Below are 24,951 nucleotides of genomic sequence, written 5' to 3' on the forward strand. Positions count from 1 at the left end.
TAACTAATGTATAAGTTCTGTAACCTCTCTAGTAGATTTAGCTGAATCAGTGCTAATCATCCAGTATAGTTTTGCATGGGTTTTAGAGCAGCTACAACGTTGTTATCTTTAACCTTGTTCGACATACCGTAATTCAGCACATCACAGACTCAAAAAATGAAATATCGGGGTTCTTACATTACTTTTGCGAAAAATTTTCGCCTTCTTTCCAGCAGTCATCTGAGATACACTTTGCGCGTAGGAGCCGGACTAACGGCAATACTTGTTGTTTCTAGTGGATCGATACTACTATCTAGTGAGGTTAATGCTGGTGCGACTCATCCAGAAAATATCGCCCCAACTCGCACAGCCCAAGCTCCTGCAACTGCCGCAGCGATTTACGTTAATCCAGCAACTGGTGCAGATAGGGCTGGTGCTGGTGCCACCTCGGCAGCACCCTACAAAAGCATAAGTTTTGCTCTCAGTCAAGCCCAAGCAGGTGCAGTTATTCAATTAGCACCTGGTAACTATAACCAAGAAAGTGGTGAAACCTTCCCGCTTTTACTTAAACCAGGGGTGACACTGCGGGGTGATGAAGCTACTAAAGGTCAGGCGATATTGATTACAGGTGGAGGCTTCTACACTAGTCGCACTTTTGCCAGACAAGACATTACCATCCTGGCCGAGCAAGATACCACGATCGCTGGTGTCACCGTCACCAACCCAAATAGCCGGGGTACGGCTGTGTGGGTGGAGTCAACTAATCCGACTATCAAAAACAGTACTTTTACTAACAGTGTCAGAGAAGGTGTTTTTGTCACGGGTACAGGCAATCCCAAAATTGAAAGTAACCTCTTTGTACAAAACAAAGGCAATGGGATTTCAATTGCTAAAGCTGCTCAAGGAGAAATTCGGAGTAACTTATTTCAGGATACTGGTTTTGGTCTGGCGATCGGTGGCACTTCCACACCTCTAGTTGTAGAAAACCAAATTATCGAAAACCAAGACGGTCTTTTTATCTCAGAGTCAGCGAAGCCCGTATTGCGTAAAAATGTCATTCAAAATAATAAGCGGGATGGAGTAGTAGCAACTGTCAACGCTTCACCCGACCCTTGGCACCAACGAAAATCCTGGTGGCAATCTTATTCGCAATAACACTCGTTATGATGTGAACAACGCCACTAAAACCAGTAAAATTGTCGCTGTTGGCAACGATATCGATCAGAAAAAGATTTTTGGCTCTGTAGATTTTGTTGCCGCCAGTGTTGATGTACCGCCTGGAGGAGCTGTTGCCTTTAAAGATGTACCAGCAAATTACTGGGCAAAAAGCTACATCGAAGCTCTAGCCTCCCAAAATATTATTGCGGGCTTTCCTGATGGCAGCTTTAAACCCAATGAACCTGTAACTCGCGCTCAATTCGCCACTATTGTCACTAAAGCTTTAACGCCAGCAGTTAAACGCCCAGCAATTAAATTTAAGGATGTAGCAAGCAATTTCTGGGCTTACGCTGCCATTCAATCTGCTTACCAGAGTCAATTTGTTTCTGGTTATCCCGATGGCACTTTTAAGCCACAGCAGCAAATTCCCAGAGTGCAGGCGTTAGTCTCTTTAGCTAATGGTTTGGGCTTAACTGCAAGTAATCAAAATGTCGTTTCCTTTTACACCGATGCTGCTCAGATTCCTAATTATGCGATCGCACCAGTTGCCGCCGCAACTGCACGACAACTAGTAATCAACTATCCTACAGCCAAGCAACTCAATCCTAATCGTGAAGCGACTAGAGCCGAAGTTGCTGCTTTTGTTTATCAGGCACTTGTCAATGCTGGACGTGCCCAACCAATTCCTTCATCTTATTTGGTAACAGTTCAGTAAATGTCTAGTTAGCAAATTGGAAGCGCCAGACTAATAAATTATCAGTCTGGCGCTTTCAATATAGTGGTTTTTTAATTTTAGGGTTTTTGAATCATAAAATTTGGGGTCTTTAAATATAGCTGACCCCATTTGAATGTGATTGGGTTTATGGTCAGGGTCTTTATATTGGCTGACCCCGTTTCAATCATTTCTATTTTCACAGAAATTTTTGCTTTTTGGGATTTCCTAATAATTTTTTTATTTTTTCTTTCTGGATATTTTAATCTTCATAAAAGCATGAATAAATTTGAAGAAAAGATATATCAAAAGAAAGTAGTCAAAAATTAACTAGCTCAGATTTCCCCCTTTAAGAATTAGGATTTTTACCCGAATTGGGGCGTTGTTGCTGACGCTGTTCCCAACGCCAGAGGAAAACCATTAAAGCAACTATTCCGACTTGGAGAGCTAAACTTGGTATTGCACTCTCAACATTGCGTCCGGCAAGCACTTGGAAGAAAAAGACGAATGCACCGAGTAAGCCAGAAGCGCCGAAAGCAATGTAAAAAAATTGTCGGAAGCCGCGATAGGGAGCAGCTATTTCTGCTTTCAGACTGGCATACTGTTCAGGATTAAGACGATTTTTGGGATTTTGATCTACCATGATTAAATCGTGTTATACTTTTAGATTGTGTACGCCGATGTGGCTCAGTGGTAGAGCAGCTGATTCGTAATCAGCAGGCCGTGGGTTCAAATCCCATCATCGGCTTTGATGAAAGTATTCCTCAATATTTAGAGTTTGACATAAATCATGTACAGTGATTAATTATCTGTCGTCGGTGACACATCGATCTCGTTGTGACAAACTACTGCCATTGGTAGATTTTATAGCAATGCTGGCGATCGCTGCTACTGGATATGTAATTATTGCAGCAAAGAAGTTGTGCCATTACCGTTAGTTGAGGCATTGGCAATTGCAGCTTCAGTAGGTTGAGTAGTAAGAACCGCTATAAGTGGAGTAACTTTTGAACTAGATTGTTTACTTCGTCTTCGATTAGAGCCGCCAGCCTTGGAATACTCTATACTGTTTCTGCCGTAGACACTTGCAACTCCACTTAGCATTCGTTCAGACATTTCGGAAAGGGCTTTATCCATCTGGGTTACTGTTTTACGCGATTCTTCCAGATTGGAAACCAGTGTATTATTAGCTTCTAGCATCGCACGGGTAGAGTTGATTAACTGACTGTAAGCTTCAATGGTTAACCCATGTCCTAAATCCAGATTCTCATCAATAGATTTAAGTAAGGCGAGACGAAGTTGGGCTTTGTCAATAGCAGCAGATCCACGAGTTTTTAAAGACATAACACATCCTTTTTTAATAACTCCTTTCTCAACATAGTGGAGTATCCTTTTGCCTGAGATGGGTAGTTTTGTGGATTTATTTCATTACAAGTTAAACGAAATAATTACGAGTTTCCCTGTGTTTTTACTCATTTTTTATATCAATTTCTTGTTTGAGAATAAGTACAATTAGCAATTGGGTACTCCGAAATAGCAATTGGGTACTCCGAAATAGCAATTGGGTACTCCGAAATAGCAATTGGATACTCCGAAATAGCAATTGCGTACTCCGAAATAGCAATTGGGTACTCCGAAATAGCAATTGGGTACTCCGAAATAGCAATTGGGTACTCCGAAATAGCAATTGCGTACTCCGAAATAGCAATTGCGTACTCCGAAATAGCAATTGCGTACTCCAAATCGATAAATGCGTTGGAGTAGCCCAACCCAGGCATCGCCAAAATCACAAACGATAAATTGAAACTGCTACGGGGCGATCGCTTAGAATAAAGCAAGTAATGAAAAGTAAATTCATTGAGCTTCAGCAAATGCCTTCGTACTTGGTCAATTTACCTGTTCAACTACAGCAAGAGATAGAGCAATGGGCAACTAGCCAAGGAATTTCCCTCGATCAATTTATTTTGTGGGCAGTAACAGAAAAAGTTGCCTCCCTTCGCCATCAACTGAACGACCCCTCCTTTCCCTTGATTAGCTATCGCATTGGAAGCAGTGGCCAAAAAGTTCCCCTTGTTAGTGGTACAGGAATTCGAGTGCAAACTCTAGCGATTGCTGCTCATCAGTGGGGCTGGTCTTGCGAGCAAATTGTCCAACAGTATGGTATTACTAAAGCTCAGATCAATGATGCACTGGGTTTTTACACTGCCCATCGTACCGAGATTGATGAAGCGATCGCTACAGAACAAGCGATTGAAACTGCTGGTGTCTAAACTCCTGCTGCATTTAGATGCAGACACCTCCATTAAAGCATTGCATACGGCTCTAGTTGCTCGTGGTCATGATGTGACTCGCACTCCCAATGAATGGATGCCAGAAGATGCTAGCGATGAAATGCAATTGCTGAAAGCCACAGATAACGGACGGTGTATTTTTACCTTCAACATCAAAGATTTCTTGTCCTTATATTTTGGGAAATCAAACCCAAGAGCTTAATAATTTGCTGTCTAATACCAAGTATCCAAATTTAAAACAACCATACACAATAACAATTGATGATCTTTTGGAGATTGTTAGTTTTCAGTATGGGACACCCGGAGCAAGTGGTGCGTGGAAAGATGATTTGATACTGCAAGCTGTTAATGCCCTGAAAGATCAGCCGATATACCAAAATACGGCTACATTAGTAATTGTCAATTTAGATTCTAATCTCAAGAAAAGCGCTAGTAGAAACTATACTCAGCTTAGCAGTGTTTTACCTGGTGATGCGGGAACAATACCTTATGGAGTTGACCGCAACTATCCCGCATTATTAATGACTAGATTAAAAGGTGAGGTTGATCCTCAAGGTGGTTGGGATGGAGTGCCTTTCTGGGTTCCAGTTATCCGATTTCCAGATGGTAACTACGCCTTTTCTGTAAATGAAAGCTAATTTAAATTTCTTCAAATACCCTAGATAAACAACTTTTAAGCAGTTATCAGTTTTTAACAAATCGATACAATTAGCGATCGCCTTCATCGCTAGAGACAACCAAAAACTATAATGAATGCATAAAGCAACCAATCATAGATAGGCAAGATTAGGAGAATCTAAACAATGCAGGCTGATAGCATTTCAAAGCAAAGGTTACTTCAAAAAATTCGCCAGTTACCTCCCGAACAAGTTTTGCTAGTTGAAGATTTTATTGATTCTTTGGATCAGCAAGGTACAGATCATAGCCTTACCTTTGCAGCAGCAAAACTTTCTGAACCAGTTCTGCTCAAAATCTGGGATAACCCTGATGATGCAGAATATGACACACTATGAATTTGGTGATGTTATTTTAGTCCCGTTTCCCTTTACTGACCAGACTACAACTAAAAAACGTCCAGCAGTAGTTGTGAGTTCTAATAGCTATCAACGTGAGCGTTCGGATTTAATATTAATAGCCATTACTAGTCAAGCAAATCCAGCAACTTCCTTTGGTGAAATCACAATTGCTGGATGGCGAGTAGCTGGTCTTCTCAAGCCTTCAATTATTAAACCAGTTTTGACTACCATAGATAAAGGGCTAGTAATTAAAAAGTTAGGACGACTTGAGGAACCAGACCTTCAGACTTTGCAAAACCTTTTTCTGGCTATTTTGGGTTGATATGCGTAGGCGTAGCCCGTCGTAGACATCGCTCCTTCAAATTAAAGCCTCTACATATCACTCAAACTCCGTTTCGCAAAAAGCTTTTAACAAATCGATACAATTAGCGATCGCTCCTAAATGAGCAATTTCATAACCGTGGGTATTTTGGGTAGGAAACGCCAAACAAGCAGCACGCCCAACATGACCAAATTTCATCGCAATTGAAGCATCGCTACCAAATCCACTTAGAGTTGTAAATTGTATCGGCATATCGAGTTGCTTGGCACTATGGCGCAATTGGCCATTTAGTCCCTCATCATATATTCCATAGGCATCTTGAGATAAAAGTACAGGACTTTTACCATCTTTAACAGGATATTCCTCAGATAAGGGACAAATTTCTAAAGCAATCAAGGCATCCAAACGCTGATTTTGAGTGAAAAATAGTGCCCCAATTGCTCCCACTTCTTCTTTCGCCGACGCTACTAAATAAACATCAACTGCTGGCTGTTTCAGGTTTTCAGCCAAAGCTAGCAAAATCGCCACAGAAGCTTTGTTATCCAAAGTGTAACCAGCAATATGATCCTTTAACCGAATTGGACACTTGCGATGTTTGCCGATTACCATTCTAGTTCCAGGTCGAATACCAGCTGCTTCTAATTCAGCAGATGTCAGCTTCGTTTCAATCCAGGCATTTTCCCACTTCACAGTAGTATCTTCCTGCTGGACTTTTTGCGGCGATTCATGAGAAACGTGGCGGGAACCAAAGCTGAGAATACCGTGAATGGTTTCGTTATCTCCGAGTAAATCGACAACGCCTTCACCGTAAACCCACGGGAAAGAACCGCCGAGTTTGCGGACTTCCACACGACCTTCATCACCGAGACTCTTGACAATTGCACCAATTTCGTCTTTATGTGCTGTGATGGCGTAGACGGGAAGCGGCTTGTCGTTAGACATCGCTCGGTCTTGATTTTTTCCTGGAATCTTGGCAATAATATTATCGGCGCGATCGCACCAGACTTCCACACCCAGCGCCGCAAATCGTTTCATCAACAACTGGTTAATCTCAGCTTCTGCACCACTCGGAGAATGGTGCATAACCAATTCTTCAATAATTTCAAATAAGCGATCGTAATCCCACATCAATACAGTTAGTTTAGTTTTCAACTGTTGTATGAGACAATTGTGCATCAAAAACCCGACCTGCTGACCTTTTTTGTTGACGCTTCAACACTCCTACCGCACCAAAAGCACCAAGAGCTAAAATCCCCAAGTCGGTCGCAGGTTCAGGAACAGACTTAGCATCAATCGCCGCTAGTGCAGCGTCTGCTACTAACTTATGAGCAGCAGTCGTTGGGTGAAAATCGTCCCAGAAGAGAAACTTGTTGTTACCTGGATTACATATATCTAGCCTAGATAAACAAGACTCGGTTACATTCGTAAAACCTAATGCACTTGTCTGATTGAATAAAGAATAAGTATCAACAGAGATGATGTTGAGATTTGGGTTTTGACTCAAAGCGCTCACAGTTTTTGCTAAACCCAAGTTAAACTCACTCGTCGATTTACTAAGGGTTGCAGGGTTGCGATCGTCAATTGTAGCTGCTGGGATCTTTCCCAAATCTGACAAGTTAAACACCAAAATATTTTTCGCGCCGACTCCTACCAGAGTATTCAACGCCAGGGATATATTACTGATTGGCGTGGTAGAGTCTTCGGGGTTAAGAAAAAGGAAATCATTCCCACCTCCCCACAATGTATAAAGTGCATTTGGGTCAGCAGTTTGATTATTTGCTTGCAGAGTTCCAGCAAAACCAAGGACTTGTTTGAGTACTCCCGGTAAATTTGGATTAGGAACGACAGCGTTACCTGAACCAGAGCTAGCACCACCGAAAGCGAAGTTTATCCCTTGAGTAGCAGGTGTGGAAGGAAGAGTAGTGAATAAAGTAGGCTTTAACCCTAGCCGATCTCCGAGATAATCTACCCAGAGCGGCCCATCGGAAAAACGTCCTTCAAAGTAAGGTGGGCTTTGAGGGAATGTTTTCCCAGTAGCATTGTATATATTGCCTGTATCGGAAAGACTATCGCCAAATACATAAAGTCGATCGAAACTCACAGCCGAGGCTTTGGTCGGCAACATGAAAGATAGAAGAACAAATCCTGCTGCTACAGCTTGTTTTTTCATATTTGTTTTACCTGTGGTCTTTTTAATTTGTTTAAAAACAATGAAAGGGCGATAGTTTGACAACTTACTCTTTTGAGATACTTCAAAACTAAGTACGTCTATTGAGTTAATTTACGTTGTTTTACTTAACTATGCCTCAAAAATTTATGAAACACAGGTAAAAACGCTTAAAACACTTAGATTTACATTTTCTTGATGAAAAATAGGTATATTACAAAGAAATAACAAAATTTATATCCTAAAGGGCAGAATTGCTCACTTTTATGCTGATGCTGGACTAACCGCAACTAAATTAGGTAGACCGTCGTAGACATAGCTTTAACCTTGCTTTAATTTCAAAGCCTCAGTAGCCGATACACCCTCACCTTGACTGCCGAAATACCACAAAGCCGTAGCAGCCTCAGCACGAGTTACTGGTTTTTTGGGTTGAAACAGAGTCGTATAACCAAACACCCGGCGAATATTCGATTGTTCGCCATTCTGATAATCAGCCAACACTGCTCTTAAAGCCTTAGAGTCAATTTTCGCTACGTCTTGGAAACCCCAGGTTTGTTTAACCGCATCTAAGTTAGCAGAGGGTAAAGCTTGGCGAGTATCTAAGGGTAATTTCCACAGCAGCAATTGTTCCCGCGTTAGAGGTGCATCAGGACGAAATAAAACTACTGTAGAATCTCCAGACAAAGGACTAGGAATTAAGCCAGCTTCAGCTAATCCCTGAATTGCAGGAAAATCAGGGTCTTTTGCTGACACATCACTAAAAGCTGGTTGAGTACTTTCTGATGCCAAACGAATCTGTTTAGCTGGATTGTTCGTATATACAGCATTGTTAGCAGCAATCAGCCAACGGGCATATTCTCGATGTGTAACGATTTTACTGGGTTCAAACTGATTAGTTGTAGTAGTATTGCTCTTAGTTGTCTTTGTTTCTATAGATAAAACACCTAATGCAGCCAAGTCCTGGATATGTTGCTGCCATTCTTGTGGTGCCTTATTCAAATCGTTGAATACCTGAGATTTAGAGGTGGTTGTAGGGATTGTTTGGTTATTAGCTGTGCTTGGTGGCTGTGCTGCCGAGTTTGTCGGTGGTATTGGCCCAATGAACTGTGAATTTCCCGGTTGAGGAACAGCGTTAGCAGTTTCGTTAGGATTTGTAGTTGAAGTAGGTTGTGCTGTTGCAGTACTATTCGGTACGTAATCAATCAGTAATTCAGTCGCTGTTTGGGGTTGATTGGGTGTGGCGTTAGTAACTGATTTGGGCTGAATGGAAACCTTCAACAGCAAATCGTTGCGACGTGCCTCAAAAGCCCCTCCGGCATCATCTGTTGGCTGTTGTAAAATCTGCCAGTTATTTGTTTGAAACTGGCTGCGATAAAAACTAGCAATAAAATTACTGGGGTCAGAACTTAACCAACGAGTTGAGATTTTGTTTTCTGAGCCGCTAGCAGGGGTAACTTCCTGTAGCTTGGCATTGGAATATAGTGGGATATCTTTAGGAAAATCAACTGGTAACTGAACAGTTGATTCGTTTTGCTGTGCTTGCGGTTGGTTACTCTGAGATTCTCCAAAAACAACTGGATTGCTTTGCAGTTGTGGATCTGCCGCCAAAGATTCCTCAAGATTTTTGGCGACTGGACTATTAGCACAAGCTGTTAACGAAGTGAGTATAACAGCACAAATGAGAAATACAGCTGGACGTTTACAGGGAAGCACAGGAAATCACAAATTGAGTTTCAATTCCTACCCTAGCGCAGACTGTCCATTAAATGGGAATAAGGCATGGGACATGGTTATTCTCCTTTATTCCCCTGCTCTTTTCTGACTCTCTATATCACCCAAAAACACTACCGACTCACTACGTCTTCTTCGTAAATGTCTATTTTGGTGATGATATCTCTAAAAATGAGTAAACGGTAGCAAAAGCTACCGTATTGTCTTCGTTTTACAGCCATTAGGTTTTGATAATTCCTATGCTTATTTATAGAGTTCCCTAAAATTCTGGAAAACTAACATTTTTGGAAAAAAATATAAATAAACCTGAAATCATTGCTAGATAAGAGTTTTATAATTTCAGAGTTCGTAGTCAGGACTTTAGTATTTATGATGAGAGTCACCAACTACAAACCGAGCGATACTAGATTGTGAACCAAGCTTTTAGAGAGTTATCTAAACATCCAAGTTGTAGGGCAGATAACTGATTGATAACTGGTCAAAAAACATTTTAGCCAGCAAAAGCTTGAATCTACTTCCAGATGCACTAGTTGTAACGCGATGCCTACGCCAAGCAACTGAAGTGATAGACTTAGAATAAAGCTCCCCTTAGCTTCACCCAAAGAGGGGAATAGAGCGAGTTCACTAACACTGGCTAACAATCGATTCTGAAAATTATTCATCTGACGATGATAATGTGAGTCGGGCAATAGCTGAAAAATGCCAGTGTTAAACAATTCCAGTAACTTAGCGTAAGTTCGTTATTCTTGACGATTGGGGTTATCAGTAAAGCAGTCAAGTGTCGCAGCAGTTTCCTTAGTATCTCTAAATTGATTTTCTGGAGAAAGTGCTACTTGTGCTGTAGTCAAGAAATTATTGACAGCCTAGAAAGCAGTGAGTGCTTTCTCTAAAAGTGCGTAGTTTACCGCCGTAGGTCTTACCCTGAGCCTGTCGTACCACTTCGTGGAAGCAAGCTACGCGGAGCGTCTCGTAGAGAAGGGCATCGCCTTTATGTTATCCAAAACTTTCCCTCAATCAACCCATCCCCTGTTATTCTTGGATAGGGCTGTGCTTCTTTTAGGAAAGCTGGAAGGTGCGCTTCGCAAGTTATAGAAATAGTACATAGTTGGCTTTGGCTGTTTTTCCCAATCCTAGTTAATGATTGGCTTGAGGCGAAAAAGACACTTCATCAAATGCACTGGTGGTTGAAAAAACCTCTACAAACTTGGTCTGAACAGTTAACACCTTCCTGATAGATTAGATACAATTAGCATCTGTGTTTTCTTGGGCGTAGGCGTAGCCCGTCGTAGACATCGCTTGCTCAAAGCAAATATTCAAATTGACATGGTGCTGGACTAGCCAATTTGACATAGTATTAAACCTTTCACCTGCTGGCTCTGACGAAAATTTTTGATTCTGGGCAAATTAAGACTTATATTCAAGGGGCTTAGGTGTTTATTGGAGATGAAGTTCACCAAAAGGGAGCAAAAGGCTGAAAAAGACACGTTTGATGTCAAAAACGCAGATCGGATAGGAGTATGAAAATCTAAAATAGATATTAAGAAGAAAAAACAACGACCATCGACAACCGTCAGTCCTTTTTACTTTCTGTAAAGCGTCACCGGGTTGTTACCAGTGCTGAAACACGATTACATGCAAGTTTCCCAGGATCAGCCTATTTATTCTGAGGCTCCACTCCAGCTGTTACTGTTTGTCGATGGACGTCCCAAGTCCCGTCAACAGGTGCAGCGAATACGTGCTTACTTAAAAGAGTTGCAGGTTGAGTATAGTTTTGAACTTCAAACTATTGATGTTGGTCAACAACCTTACTTAGCAGAACACTTTAAATTGGTAGCAACGCCAGCTTTAATTAAAATTCACCCGGAACCACGGCAGGTTTTGGCTGGAAGTAATATCATCGCGCAATTGAAAAACTGGTGGCCTCGCTGGCAAGCCGCTGTAGACGCCTATTTGAAATTACAGGAAGACTTACAAGAACGGATAGACGATAATGCTAGGGTGACATTACCCAAATCCACTATTCGTTCAGTTGCTGTTTCTGCCGAACTGATCCGACTCTCAGACGAAATTTTTCGCTTAAAACAGGAAAAAGATAACCTCCAAGAGCAGCTACAGTTTAAAGATCGGGTGATTTCGATGCTGGCACACGATCTCCGCAATCCCCTAACTGCCGCCGCGATCGCCATCGAAACTCTCCAATCTAACTACAATTTAGAAACAGGCCAATTTCAGCGCCTTAAACCATCCTTAACGGCGCATCTATTAAAACAAGCCCGTAATCAAACTAAGATCATCGATCGGATGATTGCCGACCTTTTGCAGGTAGGTCGGGGGAAAGATACTGAGTTTCCGATTTTACCACAAAAATTACAGCTAGGTAAACTGTGCTTAGATGTACTAGAAGAATTGTGCGATCGCTACACCGCTAAATCCCAAGAGGTCGAAACAGATATTCCCAACGACTTACCTTATGTATATGCTGACCCAGAACGCATCCGGCAAGTGCTAGTGAATCTGTTGGATAATGCGATCAAATACACCCCAGAAGGTGGCAAAATTAGCATCGCCGGATTACACCGCACTACCCAAAAAGTTCAGTTTAGTATTGGCGATACTGGGCCTGGTATTCCTGTGGAGAATCGCGATCGCATCTTTGAAAACCACTTCCGCCTGCAACGGGATGAAGGTACAGAAGGTTACGGCATTGGTCTTTGTCTATGCCAACGCATTGTTCTGGCACACTATGGCCAAATTTGGGTAGACTCTGCCCCCAATAATGGAGCATGGTTTCACTTCACACTGCCAGTTTATCCTTCTTAGGTAATGGGTATTGACAAATAACCAATGACTAATGACAAATGACAATTAAGAACTTGAGACAAAGCGATCGCGTCCCCCAGCCTTTGCTTGATAGAGTGCTTTATCTGCCAGCACGATCAACTCTGAAGGTGAAGATTCCCAAGTCGGGACAACAGTTGCCACCCCCATGCTGAGAGTGACGTGCTGACTCACCGCAGAACCGTCATGAACAATTTGCAAATCTTTGATTCCCGCTCGAATTGCGGCGGCTACGTGAAGTGCGCCAGATGCAGGAGTGTATGGCATAATCACAGCAAATTCTTCGCCACCATAACGCGCTACTAAATCCTGATGTTTTTGTGCCTTAAGGCTTAAAACAGCACCCACCTTTTGTAAACATACATCCCCTGCTGGATGGCCATATTTATCATTATAAAATTTAAAAAAGTCGATATCACACAAAATCATTGACAAAGGAAATCCCTCTTGTGCGAGATTTATCCATTGAGTATTGAGATAATCGTCAAAGCGGCGACGATTAGCTAACTCAGTTAAGCCATCTACATTGGCAAGGTGATACAAAGCTTCGTTTGCCGCCTCTAACTGTTTGTATACTTGTGCTTGCTGTAGCAGTCGACGCAACCGCTGGCGTAATACAGGCCAGTGAATTGGCTTAGTGACATAATCAGTCGCTCCCGCTTCAAAAGCACGGTTTACAGATTCCTCATCGTCCAAGCATGTAATCATCAAGATGGGAGTGCGTTCCCATATCTTAGACATGACCGTATTGTTAAGAGTCGAGTCAGTATCAAAGGTGGCAAGGGCTGAGATTAAATTATTCCTAGCCATCTGGAGCAAGTGCTTACAGCAGGTAAAGCCATCCATCACAGGCATTACAGCATCTAGCAAAACTATATCCGGTTTGATAGTCTCGTAAGCATCTAAACATTGCTTACCATCATTAACCTCGACCACTCGATAACCTTCTTGTTCCATTGCTTTACGCAACAATACCCGGATGGTCTTGTCATCATCAGCCACTAGAATCAGTGGTGGTTGCTTAGAAACAGAAAATGGGCTTATGCCTGACATGAGTTGCCTTCCACTTGCAGGACTATCCTGAAAAAGACTGTGCAACTCAATCGCATGGAGGCGATCGCTATTTTCATCAATGCCAGGATTTGCGGCAAAGGCGTGTCTGGCTTCACAATCAACTGTTTTTTGACAATGGACTGCCCAATGTTGTCGGGCCAAGCAAGCGGTAGATAAATAAGTTGCATAGACAATCTGTAATTTGAACACGAAGGCAATTGCTGCCTTTTTGTTCAGCGATGGTTATGGGAGAAAACGTTACTTTTATATTTCCCTATTGTTAAAGTTAAATTACAATTTTTTTGATAATTACAAATACACACCCTAATTATTTAGTTATGTTGTTAGTTTATAAACCCAGTGAGACAAGGAAAAGCAATCGCCAAAGTCCCCTCAGAAGATAGCTAATACTAAATACTAATATCACCTGACTGAAATTTATTTAGTCTATCCGACAAGGTTTGCTGAGGTTTAGTATAATTACATAAGATTGAGATAAAATTTAGTGCAAAACTTTATCTTCAAGTAAAATTCATAACCATTTCGTTCTAGCCATAAACCGTCCAAAATTAAAGTTGACTACACAAACAAGCAAAAGTTATTCCAAAAACCATTCAAATCTATTGACATTTGTTAAATCTTTAAAATGCCAGACTCATTAATGTACCAACAGGATAATTTTGTTGTTCTAGAAACAAATCAACCAGAACAATTTATGACATCATCAGAGCTATTAGAAAAGCTCAAAATAACTCTTCAACAACTCATAATTCAAGATTTACCGCCTGACTTGCAAAAGTTTAATACTGTGGAAACTCAAGCCCAATATCTAATTGACACTAGTTGCGAATTAGATATTGGTCCGGGAAAATATTTACAGTGGTACGCAGTTCGTTTAGAAAAGTAACTTTTTGGTAAATGCTTAAGAGAATCCCAAAAAAATCTTAACAAAAAATTTCTGACTACCTCCCCGACTTTTTCAAAAAGTTGGGGAGTTAAATCTTGGTCAAGGGAATTCTCCAAAAAGGATAATTACTAATTCATAATTCATAGTTCAAGACACTGTATACTAATCCACACTGCTCATCAAAAATTTGGTAGTTAATAAGAGCATGGAGCCTACAGATACCACTAATTATAATTATGAACTATTAATTATTTTGACTGTTGCCAAAATATGGGTAACAACAAGTCATAAAGGGATGAAATTTGGGTAACGATAATTTTTACTCTTGACTATTGACTACTGACTAGTGATTCTTTTTGAGTATTGATTAGCGCTAGCTCAATTGTATTTTCAGATGGCTGCGTTATTTGAATTTCCAAACCAGGGCCAAAATAATTGGTCATTTTTTCATGCTTTTTTTGCCACACATCAATCGGTATTAGCGGTGAATCAAATTCTAAAATTAGGGCATAGCTCCCATTAACTTCCGTTTCTCGTAACCCTGTCACTGTTGGCCGTTCTTGGTCAGTGGGACTCAAACCCAGAAAAGAAAGTGTTGTATCTAGATGAGCATCTTGACCGTAGCAATATCGGGTGATGTCTTTGCGAATTTTATTTTGCGTCTCAGTTGCTTGCTGCTGGCGCAGTTTCAATGCTGATGGTGACGTAGTTTGGGTAAATGGTACTGGCTTAAGTTCATTCGCTTTTAGTGCCAGTCCTCCCAATAGTAGAGGAATTCCGTAAAAAAATCCGACAAGATTGAGTGTGGCATTATTATCAGCATAGGCGACAAAGCCAATGATGGTTAATATGCTGCCGATAGTTAGACCGAGTGTTCCCAAAGAGATTTGGCGTAGCATGAGCTTAAATTAGGATAAAGTCTGAATACCTTAGTTTTATTATCATCGGCTATGAGCAACAAATTAGGAAAAAACATTGTCTCCAGGTGCTAGTATTCAACTAACCCCAAATTGCCATATTAAGATGGTTAGAAACCGCACGCCAGTTGCTCATGAATGGGAAGGGAACATACCAAGAGCGAATAAATCAGGCATTGTCGCTCAAAACACTGGCTTCGTTTAAACGAGACTTTACCCACCTTCGTCTTTGTGGTTTTCAAACACTCAATTTATCCTTAGTCTATATTCGCGCAGCATCACGCACAGAAGGCAAGTGGCACTAAGTTGACTAATAAGGTGTATAGTGTCCCAGAATATTAGATTTTGAGTTAACTTTAAATTTAAAGGTAGTTAAAGATAGGAAAAAAATAATGGACCTACAGACTATAAAAGAACGAATTGTCGCAGTTCAAAATAAACGCGATTACCTATTAAGCTTACTGGAGCAACCAAACCTGGGAACTTTGAGAATAGATGTAAATCAGGCTTTGGAAGAACTGGATGAATTAATTGATGAATTTACACGCACCATTCCGGTAGAGTAAAATTTATTAAAATTTACGTCGGTTTAACCTCAATTTCCGGCTAGACCGACGTTTTTCAGTAGTATCATGTCTTCAAATCCCCAAAATTGAACTATGCTTGAGTTGGCGAAGCAATAATCAATCTCCTACACGCTGACCTAACTGCCTAACCAAGGCAATAAGTTCGCTTGTAGGTACATCTTTCTTGCAAACGTTATCAAAGCTAGACATTGCCTTTTGCCCATGAAAATTTACGTCTTCCACTGAGGAGTAAGCAAGTATCTGGGTGTTTGGAGATATAGCTTTAATTTGACTGGACGCACTCCAGCCATCCATGACTGGCATCTGTAAATCTAGAACAATTACGTCAGGATGGCAACGTTTAACCATTTCTATAGCTTCTTCACCATTACTGGCTAAACCTACTACTTGAATATTTTCCTGGCAAGAAAAAACCAATTGTAAGGTTAAACGAGTCAGTTCGTGATCGTCAACTACTAAAACACGCAAGGTAGACAGATCGCAGGATAACATTAACATTGAGGGGAAAGACAAGTTTATTCAGAATAACCTCTCCAGTTTATGAGAACAAGTGCCAGCACTGACTCTATCCTATGGTTGAATAACTTGTGTGAACCTATGATAAACAACTTAGACAACTGCTCAAAAAATTCAATTTTTCCCAAAAAAACTAAGTTGAGCTAGTTGTCAAGGTATAAGTAACTTATTTTTTTATCAATCAGGTTGGGACTACACCAGTTGAGCGTAATGCCATGTTTATGAGAATTTTTTGTGAATTAGCTTCTGGAGAATCATCATAAGGACGCCGTTGAATGTAACTACCATCAGCTTGTAATTCCCAAGCTTGGCGATTATCTGCGAGCATAATTCCCATAATTTCTTGCAAATCTTTAGCAATATCTGGGTCTTTGACTGGGGTAATTACTTCGACTCGGCGATCCAAGTTGCGGCGCATCCAGTCAGCACTGCCGATATAGATTTCCTCCTGTGTATTGTTATGAAAATAATAAATCCGAGAGTGCTCTAAAAAGCGACCGACAATACTGATAATGCGAATATTTTCACTAATGTCTTTGATTCCTGGGCGTAAACAACAAACACCCCTAACAATTAAGTCGATTTGCACTCCGGCGCGGGAAGCTTCATATAAAGTGGCGATAATTTCTGGATCTACTAGGGAATTCATTTTGGCGACAATCCGTCCAGAAAATCCATTTTGAACATTTTCGATTTCGCGGTGAATTAATGCCAAAAAGCGATCGCGCATATTCACAGGCGCAACCAGCAACTCTCGATAAGATTTTTGCAGAGAGTATCCGGTTAAGAAATTAAATAAATCTGTAATGTCAGCACCCAACTCTTCACGGCAACTAAACAATCCTAAATCTGTATACAGCCGTGCTGTTTTAGGGTTATAGTTACCAGTCCCAATATGCACGTAGCGACGTATCCGGTCTTTTTCGCGCCGTACCACCATGACGGTTTTACTATGGGTTTTTAGCCCGACTAAACCATAGACAACATGAACTCCAACTCTTTCTAGTCGTTTTGCCCAGTAAATATTATTCTCCTCATCAAATCGTGCCTTTAATTCCACCAGCACAGATACCTGCTTGCCATTTTCAGCAGCAGCAATCAAGGCGTTGACGATGGGCGAGTCACCAGAAGTCCGGTAAAGGGTCATCTTGATGGCTAACACATTTGAATCGTAGGCAGCATGGGTAATAAAGCGCACTACTGTAGCCGAAAAAGATTGATAGGGATGGTGTACTAGTAAATCCTTTTCCCGAATTACAGCAAAAAAGTCTTTTCCTTCGTCCGTCTCCAGCGCATCTGGGTCTAAACTCGGTTCTCTCAGCCTTTGCAGGCGTAATGGTACAACAGATTGGCGTGGTGGATCTTTGAGTTCCGGCAATGGTAAGGACATAAAGTACATTAAATCCCGCAGTCCCCCCCCAAAAGACCATCTACCTCGTAAACATCACTTTCTGCTAATTCCAAATCATGTAATAATCGCGATCGCACTATTTCCGGAGTCTGGGATTGAATTTCTAGCCGGACTGGACTACCACCCAGGCGCCGTTTTCGCAATTCCTGTTCGATCGCTAACAACAAATCATCTGCTTCATCTTCTTCTAAGACCAAATCGGCATCACGGGTAATGCGGAACGGATGATATTCTTGAATGTTCATCCCTGGAAATAGTGATTCCAAGTTATGAGCGATCGCCTGTTCTAAAGGTACTCCAGTCCAGTGGGCAGGTTTTTCGCTATTTTGATCTCCCAACTCAGGCGGTATCGGTAAAAATCGTGGTAGAACACTAGGGACTTTGATTCTGGCAAAAAATTCTTCTTCGGTGTCTGGGTTCTTGACCACAACAGCCAGATTTAAACTGAGATTAGAAATAAACGGAAAGGGATGACTAGGATCGACAGCCAGAGGAGTCAAAACTGGAAAGATTTGTTCTTCAAAATAGCTGTTGAGATGAGTCCGCTGCTTTTGATTTAAATCTATGTAATTCAGAATATGAATGCCATGATTTACTAGTAGAGGACGAAGCACTTGCTCAAAATGTTGGTGCTGTTTGTTGACATGGGGAATGAGGGTAGACCTAATATCGTCTAGCTGTTGTTGTGGTGTGCGACCATCGGGAGTTAACAGGCTAACTTTTGCCTCTACTTGTTGCTTTAAGCCAGCAACGCGCACCATAAAAAACTCATCTAAATTAGAGTTAAATATTCCCAAAAACTTAAGACGTTCCAGAAGTGGGGTGCGATCGTCACAAGCTTCATGTAATACCCTGGCATTAAATTCTAACCAGCTTAACTCTCGGTTAAGATAATATTGTGGATCGCTGAGATTGATGGGGGTAGCGCTTTTCTTAGATTTTGCCATAATGACCTAATGCCAGGCAGATGTAGCCCATTCAACTGGGGGACAATAAATATAGTAGGTTAAATGGTGCTTGAGCAAAACGCTGAGGCAATTTTTTGCTGTGCTTATTATCTAGCTCACTACTGGTAAAAGACAGACATCAGAATTTTAAAAATCTATTTGTATTTAAATAACTGTAGTCAAAGACTCAAAAATTAACTTGTGTAGGCACGAAAGCCAACATTCCTAAGAAATTTTTGGGTGCTTTGCGCGTAGGCATAGCCCGTCGTAGATATCGCCTTGGCTATCTTCCAGATAATCACCCTAGCCACCCAACCTATAACTAGATTTTATAGCCATTTTCAATTTTATGGAATATGGTGTTGGCGTATAGTTATCTGCCCTTTCAAAATATTGCATCCATACAATAACTGCGATCGGACTGGGATTCAAATCGTTGCCCACAGCATATTACCTATAAAGATGCACTTAAGATTTAGCAAAGATATGGCTATGTCATATCTAACAAGTTTTAACGAATTATTAAGCAGTGTTTACAGGGTATTGGGACATTGGAAGCAGTCTAAAGGCTTACCTCCAAGACTTGATGGATTTGGTTTTATCAAACCCAAAATTGAGTAATCATTACTACAATCATTATACAGGCATTTAGTAGGCATAAGCCTTACTGCAACTCCATTTTTATGAGGTATTTGAAGCTTTTATTCAGAGCTACACCAATACTTCCATCTATTAGTTTTTTTAATTTATGACCTCTGCAATTTTTTAAAACTTCAGTACAATCTCTGAGATGTTTCTGGCAGACAATGGTTATATTGATAACGTAAAGAAAAACAACACGGGGAGTTTGTTAATCATGAAAATTTCTGCGATCGTTAAAGGAAGCATTTGTCTGTTAGGTTTGGTTGGCGTTGGTAATATCCTGGCTGCACCAGCAAATGCAGGTCAAGCAGCAGCCCGCGGTGCTGTTACAGTAGTTAGACCATCAGGTTCTTCTATCAGCGTTAGTGGTGAATTGGTTGCAGCTCCAGGTACAGACTTTACTGCACTAGATGTTGTAGTTAATGGTAGTGGTTCGGTAGGTACAGACGCTGAAGTGGTTACAGGTATCACATTAACTCCAACTACTGGGACATCTTCAGTCACACCTCCGACCACAATTTCATCAGCTATTGCAGCAGCTATTGCAGCCAATGCTCCTACAGCTGTTGAAGATTTAGCAGCCCTTGTTAGAGCAGCTGGTGCTGGTGGCGGTCTAGAGTAGATTGAATTTTTGCCTCGTAAGTACTTACAAAATTTTTAACAACTGACAAAACAGTTCAATAAATTAATAGATCATAGGGAGGAGAAATAGCAATGCTATATCTGTTCCCTATATTTATTTTGTGGCTCAGATTCCCAACTTTTTCAAAAAGTCGGGAATTTTGTTGTCTGGGGTCTTTCATAGAGACACATAGCTAGAGTCATTGGTGTCAACTAAACGTGAAAGCTGGTAAGCAAGAATGCTTTGAGACATTATCTCCGTTCCTAGTCTCTTGACTGGAAAGGCATATTTTCTCCACCTCAAGTCTTGAGGTAGAGCCGCAATGACAAGCGTTTCCAGCTAGAGACTGGAAGCGAGGTTTTAAAAGGTTTTACGTTTAAACTCAGTAAAGGCAATTCAGGAATTGCCCCTATTGAAAACTAGGATTTTAGTCCTTTATTGAATTGCCATCTAACTCCTCATCAATCCTTTACATAGCTTTAGTGATATCAATATAAACCCTGAAACTCTCACTGAATATCGAATAGAGAGCTTGCGTAAAAATACGAAGCCTCAAAATTGTCCATTTTTCACAAAACGCTCCCAACAAGGGTTTTATATTTTTATACACTGAAAGAATAAAGGCCCAATAACAAAGGGTTCTGCCTCTACTTTTGCTAGTCGAGGTTAATTTTGCATTGCCAAGCAAAATCTGGAAACAAGCTAAGGCGAAGAATATGAGGAGTTTATAAAACATGAATAGCTTATCCCAAAAATTATCTATAAGTCTTCGGAGAAGTATCTGTCTATTAGGCTTAATAAGTGTAGGAAACTTTTTAGCCGCACCAGCAAACGCACAACAAGCTACTGCTGGTGGTGCTGTTACTCTTATTAGACCTTCTGGCACTTTTCTCAGTGTCAGTGGCGAGGTAACTTTACCTTCTGGCTCTTACTTTAACGGAGGTGTAACAATTTCTCCTACTTATGGAGGTATCGCAGGTGGAAATGACGAAACAATAACTAGTCTGACTATAAGCCCAGGATTAGTTCAAACTACTACACTCTCTAACCCAAACTCATTTATTGATACAACAGCAAACTTATTAAAAAATACTACTTCTGTTGAAGATTTAACAACTGTAATCCGAGCGGTCGGTGGTAATAATGGCTTAAATGGTTTAGATTAAACATAATTGACAAATTAAAAACCTTATATCCCCGACTTGTCAAAGAAGTCGGGGATATTTTACGATACCATCAAAATCGATAACCACCTTGAAGCTGTAGGTCAAATCCATTCTCGCCTGTACCAATTTGAGTTTCTATAAACACACTATTATCTGGAAAATTATGTCTGAGAATAACTCCATAATTGAAGCCAGAAACTCGGTTGCTCAAACCTATATTATTAATAGCATAGTTTTTAAAATAAATGCCGGCAGAAATATTTTTGCTAACTTTGTGTAAACCCTGAAATTGAAAGAAAAACTCTTTACCCATCTCCAAATTAGTCTTGAGGTTCAAACCATAACTAGTACTAAACTCTCCATTAAAAAGACCTAGAAACTCACCATTGCTATTATTCTCAACAAAAGCAATACCAGGAGCTAAAGAAAAACCAAAATTTCTTTCTTGATGCTGATATAAATAACTTAAATAAGTAGAAAAAGGATTATTTTTATTAGAAGCACTATTCCAGTCAACTCTCAAGTATGGTACGTGAGTGTTAATAGCTACAGGCCTTTTGGCTGAATTTAACCGCACATCAGTTTTAATATAATTAAGAAGTATATTAGTATAGAAACCTAATGTTGGTTCTTCTATTCCTAAATTATTATTAGAAACGCCTGGGGCTGAGTTAGCATCTATATTAAACCATGTTCCTACATTAGCACTATAATTAAAATTTCCAGAAGAACCTGCTGCTAATAATTCAACTGTCGGCAATGATAGATAACCGTTAAAGTTATTAAAGCTAACACCAATTTTGTCAACTCTAGTGAGTTCCATATAATCAAATGCTAAATCGGCTGCTCGCGCTTCAATTGGTACTATTGTCAAATCGGAGGAATTAAATTTTTGTACAAATTGTTGTCCTTGGGGACTTGTTAAAATTACTTCGGCAGCAGATGATTGGTTAATAGGATCGATAGAAGTATCATTTAAAGGAACTGGAATACCAATGTAAGTCAGAGGGCCAAAAGTTTTATTAGAGAGCCTTAAATCAGAAAAGAATGTATTACCTTCCTTTAAAATAGAAATATCTCTTCCAAGAAATTGAACTGCTCGTTTGTGGTTTCCCGTTCTTATTTGCAAAATACTAGAGTTCTGAGGAGTGACTTGACTAGGAAATGTGTAAGTTCCAGATACCTGCTCTAGTCCACTAGATGCATTAGCATAAGATAAAGTGCGATTCAGCCTGTTATTGATTTGTCTTCTTTGTTGAGATGTAGCAGTTGTATGTAAAGAAGTAAAGCTTTCTCCATCCTTAAATTTTTGTCTGGCTTCTTGTAGACCTTGTTGAATATTATCAATTTTAATAGCTTCAAAAACTTCACCTAATAATAAACCTAATGTAGAATTTACTGATTGAATAGCATCAAGACTAGTATCGCTGAATTTAGCTGTTAGAGATAATCCTGGAGCAGAAAAAATATTAGAATAAGTAGCCTTAATTGCAACTGGGTCGTATTGAATTAAACTGCGATTATGAGGACGGCTAACATATAGCCTATGCCAATCTGAACTTTCTTGAGTTTGAGATAGCGTCTGAAATACAGGTTGTCTTCTCCCTAAAGATAACCACATTAAAGAGTTAAAATAATGAAAGTCTTTCTCCGATTGAGAAAGAAAAGGATTGACTGCTACATTTAATAAATCATAGTTATCAAATTTGCCAAGTTGAGCAACTTTAATACCTGGTAAGGAAGAGATAGGAGCATTAAAACCAAAACCTTCTCCTGTCAAGATATTTCCCCAGGAGATACCAGTGGCTTCTAAGGCACTATTAGGAATGATTTCGCCTATCTTGAGTTTGACATTTCCATCATCTAGTAAAGGCTGTATATTAGTCGTTGGAAAGCCTTGCAAAATTTTGGGGGCATTGACAGCATCTAAAGCTTGAAACAAAACTTGTCCACCATTGATACTCAAAGTAGAACCACTACCAATAGCTGGAACAGGATTTCTTAGAACTGTGACATTAGGATTGTTTGAGTCAATTCCACTATTAATGGTAACTCTGCCAGCAGGTATCCCTTCAGGATTTACCAATTGTCCAGCTATTGAGGTTATGGAAAAGTTTTGAGTATCAACGTCTCCAAATAAATTCTGAAAATCTGTAGGTATAGCGAACAGAGTTTGCAATCCCCAAAATGCCTGTTGTGAAGTAACATTTTGGGTAATATAAGTATGAGTTTGTCTTCCTTGATAGATGATACCGGCTTGGGAGCCTTTGGTTTCAACTACTATTCTATTGCCATCGAGAACCCAGTAAAACTGGTCAGTCTTGGGAAATTTTGCATAAGTAAACTTATCAATAATCTGATTTTCTCCAGAAAATCTTACTCTTAGATCCGTATCTATATAATTTTCATTTTTATTTGGCTTAAATAATTCTGTGGAAAAAGTAAGGTTATCTGTAGGATTAACAATCCAAGGATACTTGTTGGCACTAAATGTTAGGGCATCAAGAATTATTGTCTTTTGGATTGCTTGTGGTTGCTTTTTTGTTCGGCGTAGTTTTTCGATTAGTATTTGTTGTTGGGGTGTGTATGGTTTGGACGGATTTGAATTTGATGGTTGAATTGTATTTGGTTGAGGCTTTTCTCGATCTTCTTCAGGTAGCTGAGGAGGCTTTTCTTTGTATTCTTCAATTGGGATAACATCAGCAATGGTGAATTTGCGTAACTGTTTTGGTTTCTCTAAGTTAGAGTTAGACTTTCTTAAAGCCTGTTTTAACAGTTCTTGGTTTTGCAAGTTATTTATTTTTCGAGCGGAATTTATTAATGACTTGTTATGATGAGCGATTAAATCAATATTATTCCTGTCTATGCTTAGAGCGATCGCAGATAATTTAATAAATACAATTTTGTATAAAATTGTTGAAAATAACAAACAGATACCAAGAATCTTGATACTTTTTCTGAATCTCATTAGGGAGATATTGATAGTTCTTCGATTTGAATTTTTCAATGTTTTCAAAATAATTTTTTTGGCTATTCAAACTTTTGAGCATTGGCTAATGTCGAAAATTAACCATTATTTCATACTTAGTCTTTGGATTTATTTGATTTGATGGATTCAACAGTGTTGCAGTAAATATAGATAGTCAAAAAAGTTTTCTTTCTTATCCTGTCGGCAAATAATAAAATAGGATTAAGCAGATTTACTGCAACAAGAGTGTAATTCTTGAGCAAAAATTCAACCTCAGCAAAATCACCACAACTCAAAAATTGAGCGATTATTTAGCCGTATAAATACGTAAGCAAAGCTTAATAAATTAAAAAATGGAGTAAAAATATACTTCAGGCTACTTGCTCTCGTCAGCAAATCTAGTACATTTGCTGCTTTTTAGTAGAGTTTATTTATACATCCGGAGTAAACTGATTGAGCTAATCGATGATACCTTTAGCCATGTATTGGAAATACTAGAGCCATATCTCACAATCAGCCGCCGTGCATTGATGCTGATGTAGATAAATTTCGCATTAATGTAAAAGCCAGTTTCCCTGAGAATTTCGACACAGTAGAAGACGATCGCATCGACCTAGAATGGTTTAGTCCGACTAGTAAATTACTCTGGTCAAATCACTAAATCTCCTATGTCTAATAACTAAATCTAATCATGCATAGTAAATAATCTCAGTCCTAAACTTGTCTACACTAGGATTATGGCGATGTCTACGATGGTCACTGAAGCTCACTCGAAGTGCGGGCTAGACCCTAGACAATAACTTTGCGGCGTAAACAGGCAGTGGCTGATAATAGTTTGTTGAAAAAGTTGTAAAGTATACTCAAAACCCTTATTCAAACTTCTCCCTGAAACGGACAGAGGCTTTGAAACAGTCATTCTCTTGTAGGGGAAGAGAGCTGAGAGAGTTAAGTTTCTAAGGCTTAGATGCGATGAAAAATACTTTTCAAACATCCTTTAAGAATCG

21 protein-coding genes, 1 tRNA gene and 2 pseudogenes are annotated in these 24,951 nt (G+C 39.9%); 13 read left to right on the top strand and 11 right to left on the bottom strand.

The window, feature by feature from the left end:
* The first annotated feature begins 156 nt into the window (after positions 1-156).
* Positions 157-1,852 (top strand): annotated as a pseudogene (locus NSTCB13_RS22350) (DUF1565 domain-containing protein).
* 346 nt (positions 1,853-2,198) lie between these two features.
* Here NSTCB13_RS22350 and NSTCB13_RS22355 read toward each other — a convergent pair.
* Positions 2,199-2,492, bottom strand: coding sequence for a DUF3493 domain-containing protein (locus NSTCB13_RS22355; protein WP_445630710.1), 294 nt, complete (start codon positions 2,490-2,492; stop codon positions 2,199-2,201).
* A gap of 33 nt (positions 2,493-2,525) precedes the next feature.
* Here NSTCB13_RS22355 and NSTCB13_RS22360 point away from each other — a divergent pair.
* Positions 2,526-2,597: transfer RNA gene (locus tag NSTCB13_RS22360), tRNA-Thr, on the top strand.
* Between the two features lie 155 nt (positions 2,598-2,752).
* Here NSTCB13_RS22360 and NSTCB13_RS22365 read toward each other — a convergent pair.
* A complete protein-coding gene (locus NSTCB13_RS22365) occupies positions 2,753-3,190 on the bottom strand; it encodes a hypothetical protein (protein WP_448273832.1) in 438 nt (145 codons plus the stop codon).
* A gap of 140 nt (positions 3,191-3,330) precedes the next feature.
* Complete coding sequence (locus NSTCB13_RS22370) at positions 3,331-3,636, bottom strand: hypothetical protein (RefSeq protein WP_448273833.1); 306 nt, start codon at positions 3,634-3,636, stop codon at positions 3,331-3,333.
* Between the two features lie 81 nt (positions 3,637-3,717).
* On the opposite strand from NSTCB13_RS22370, the gene NSTCB13_RS22375 reads away from it, so the two are divergent.
* The 5 genes from NSTCB13_RS22375 (at position 3,718) to NSTCB13_RS22395 (ending at position 5,475) form a co-directional block, all read left to right on the top strand.
* Entirely contained in the window at positions 3,718-4,116 is a 399-nt protein-coding gene (locus NSTCB13_RS22375) for a DUF433 domain-containing protein (protein WP_448273834.1), read from the top strand.
* Positions 4,109-4,339: a DUF5615 family PIN-like protein gene (locus NSTCB13_RS22380; RefSeq protein WP_448267833.1), complete on the top strand. Its 231-nt coding sequence runs from the start codon at positions 4,109-4,111 to the stop codon at positions 4,337-4,339. Before NSTCB13_RS22375 ends, NSTCB13_RS22380 begins: the two co-directional genes overlap by 8 nt.
* A gap of 4 nt (positions 4,340-4,343) precedes the next feature.
* Positions 4,344-4,775 carry a hypothetical protein gene (locus NSTCB13_RS22385; protein WP_448273836.1) on the top strand — a complete coding sequence of 144 codons (432 nt, stop codon included), beginning with the start codon at positions 4,344-4,346 and terminating at the stop codon, positions 4,773-4,775.
* A gap of 165 nt (positions 4,776-4,940) precedes the next feature.
* Complete coding sequence (locus NSTCB13_RS22390; protein ID WP_448267835.1) at positions 4,941-5,150, top strand: toxin-antitoxin system, antitoxin component, Xre family protein; 210 nt, start codon at positions 4,941-4,943, stop codon at positions 5,148-5,150.
* Positions 5,125-5,475, top strand: a complete 351-nt coding sequence (locus tag NSTCB13_RS22395; protein ID WP_448267836.1) for a type II toxin-antitoxin system PemK/MazF family toxin — start codon at positions 5,125-5,127, stop codon at positions 5,473-5,475. Before NSTCB13_RS22390 ends, NSTCB13_RS22395 begins: the two co-directional genes overlap by 26 nt.
* A gap of 57 nt (positions 5,476-5,532) precedes the next feature.
* Here NSTCB13_RS22395 and NSTCB13_RS22400 read toward each other — a convergent pair whose 3' ends face one another.
* The 3 genes from NSTCB13_RS22400 to NSTCB13_RS22410 form a co-directional block, all read right to left on the bottom strand.
* The gene (locus tag NSTCB13_RS22400) at positions 5,533-6,603 is read right to left on the bottom strand and encodes a M42 family metallopeptidase (protein ID WP_448270276.1); all 1,071 of its coding nucleotides are present in this window, start codon (positions 6,601-6,603) and stop codon (positions 5,533-5,535) included.
* Positions 6,604-6,616: 13 nt separating this feature from the next.
* The gene (locus NSTCB13_RS22405; RefSeq protein ID WP_448267837.1) at positions 6,617-7,645 is read right to left on the bottom strand and encodes an SGNH/GDSL hydrolase family protein; all 1,029 of its coding nucleotides are present in this window, start codon (positions 7,643-7,645) and stop codon (positions 6,617-6,619) included.
* Between the two features lie 318 nt (positions 7,646-7,963).
* Entirely contained in the window at positions 7,964-9,355 is a 1,392-nt protein-coding gene (locus tag NSTCB13_RS22410) for an S-layer homology domain-containing protein (RefSeq protein ID WP_448267838.1), read from the bottom strand.
* A gap of 1,632 nt (positions 9,356-10,987) precedes the next feature.
* Between NSTCB13_RS22410 and NSTCB13_RS22415 the strand changes: the two genes are divergently transcribed.
* The gene (locus NSTCB13_RS22415) at positions 10,988-12,193 is read left to right on the top strand and encodes a histidine kinase (RefSeq protein WP_322669737.1); all 1,206 of its coding nucleotides are present in this window, start codon (positions 10,988-10,990) and stop codon (positions 12,191-12,193) included.
* Between the two features lie 45 nt (positions 12,194-12,238).
* Here NSTCB13_RS22415 and NSTCB13_RS22420 read toward each other — a convergent pair whose 3' ends face one another.
* On the bottom strand, positions 12,239-13,264 hold the full coding sequence (locus tag NSTCB13_RS22420; protein ID WP_448270278.1) for a diguanylate cyclase domain-containing protein: 1,026 nt from the start codon (positions 13,262-13,264) through the stop codon (positions 12,239-12,241).
* A gap of 646 nt (positions 13,265-13,910) precedes the next feature.
* Here NSTCB13_RS22420 and NSTCB13_RS22425 point away from each other — a divergent pair.
* Positions 13,911-14,171 carry a chlororespiratory reduction protein 7 gene (locus NSTCB13_RS22425; RefSeq protein WP_322669736.1) on the top strand — a complete coding sequence of 87 codons (261 nt, stop codon included), beginning with the start codon at positions 13,911-13,913 and terminating at the stop codon, positions 14,169-14,171.
* A 329-nt stretch (positions 14,172-14,500) separates the two neighbouring features.
* Here NSTCB13_RS22425 and NSTCB13_RS22430 read toward each other — a convergent pair whose 3' ends face one another.
* Entirely contained in the window at positions 14,501-15,070 is a 570-nt protein-coding gene (locus NSTCB13_RS22430) for a DUF2854 domain-containing protein (RefSeq protein ID WP_445630704.1), read from the bottom strand.
* Between the two features lie 76 nt (positions 15,071-15,146).
* Here NSTCB13_RS22430 and NSTCB13_RS22435 point away from each other — a divergent pair, with 76 nt between their 5' ends.
* Together NSTCB13_RS22435 and NSTCB13_RS22440 are read left to right on the top strand one after the other, a co-directional pair.
* Positions 15,147-15,293 carry a hypothetical protein gene (locus NSTCB13_RS22435; protein ID WP_448273837.1) on the top strand — a complete coding sequence of 49 codons (147 nt, stop codon included), beginning with the start codon at positions 15,147-15,149 and terminating at the stop codon, positions 15,291-15,293.
* A 187-nt stretch (positions 15,294-15,480) separates the two neighbouring features.
* Positions 15,481-15,654 carry a hypothetical protein gene (locus tag NSTCB13_RS22440; protein WP_292732096.1) on the top strand — a complete coding sequence of 58 codons (174 nt, stop codon included), beginning with the start codon at positions 15,481-15,483 and terminating at the stop codon, positions 15,652-15,654.
* A gap of 117 nt (positions 15,655-15,771) precedes the next feature.
* On the opposite strand, the gene NSTCB13_RS22445 is transcribed toward NSTCB13_RS22440, so the two are convergent.
* Together NSTCB13_RS22445 and ppk1 are read right to left on the bottom strand one after the other, a co-directional pair.
* A complete protein-coding gene (locus NSTCB13_RS22445) occupies positions 15,772-16,173 on the bottom strand; it encodes a response regulator (RefSeq protein ID WP_448273839.1) in 402 nt (133 codons plus the stop codon).
* 161 nt (positions 16,174-16,334) lie between these two features.
* Positions 16,335-18,549 (bottom strand): annotated as a pseudogene (gene ppk1, locus NSTCB13_RS22450) (polyphosphate kinase 1).
* An 856-nt stretch (positions 18,550-19,405) separates the two neighbouring features.
* Between ppk1 and NSTCB13_RS22455 the strand changes: the two are divergent.
* On the top strand, positions 19,406-19,813 hold the full coding sequence (locus NSTCB13_RS22455; RefSeq protein WP_448273840.1) for a hypothetical protein: 408 nt from the start codon (positions 19,406-19,408) through the stop codon (positions 19,811-19,813).
* Positions 19,814-20,547: 734 nt separating this feature from the next.
* Positions 20,548-20,979 carry a hypothetical protein gene (locus NSTCB13_RS22460; RefSeq protein WP_445630701.1) on the top strand — a complete coding sequence of 144 codons (432 nt, stop codon included), beginning with the start codon at positions 20,548-20,550 and terminating at the stop codon, positions 20,977-20,979.
* A gap of 70 nt (positions 20,980-21,049) precedes the next feature.
* On the opposite strand, the gene NSTCB13_RS22465 is transcribed toward NSTCB13_RS22460, so the two are convergent.
* Positions 21,050-23,908: a hypothetical protein gene (locus NSTCB13_RS22465; RefSeq protein WP_448273842.1), complete on the bottom strand. Its 2,859-nt coding sequence runs from the start codon at positions 23,906-23,908 to the stop codon at positions 21,050-21,052.
* Positions 23,909-24,951: the final 1,043 nt, after the last annotated feature.

This window comes from Nostoc sp. DSM 114160 (assembly GCF_053470305.1).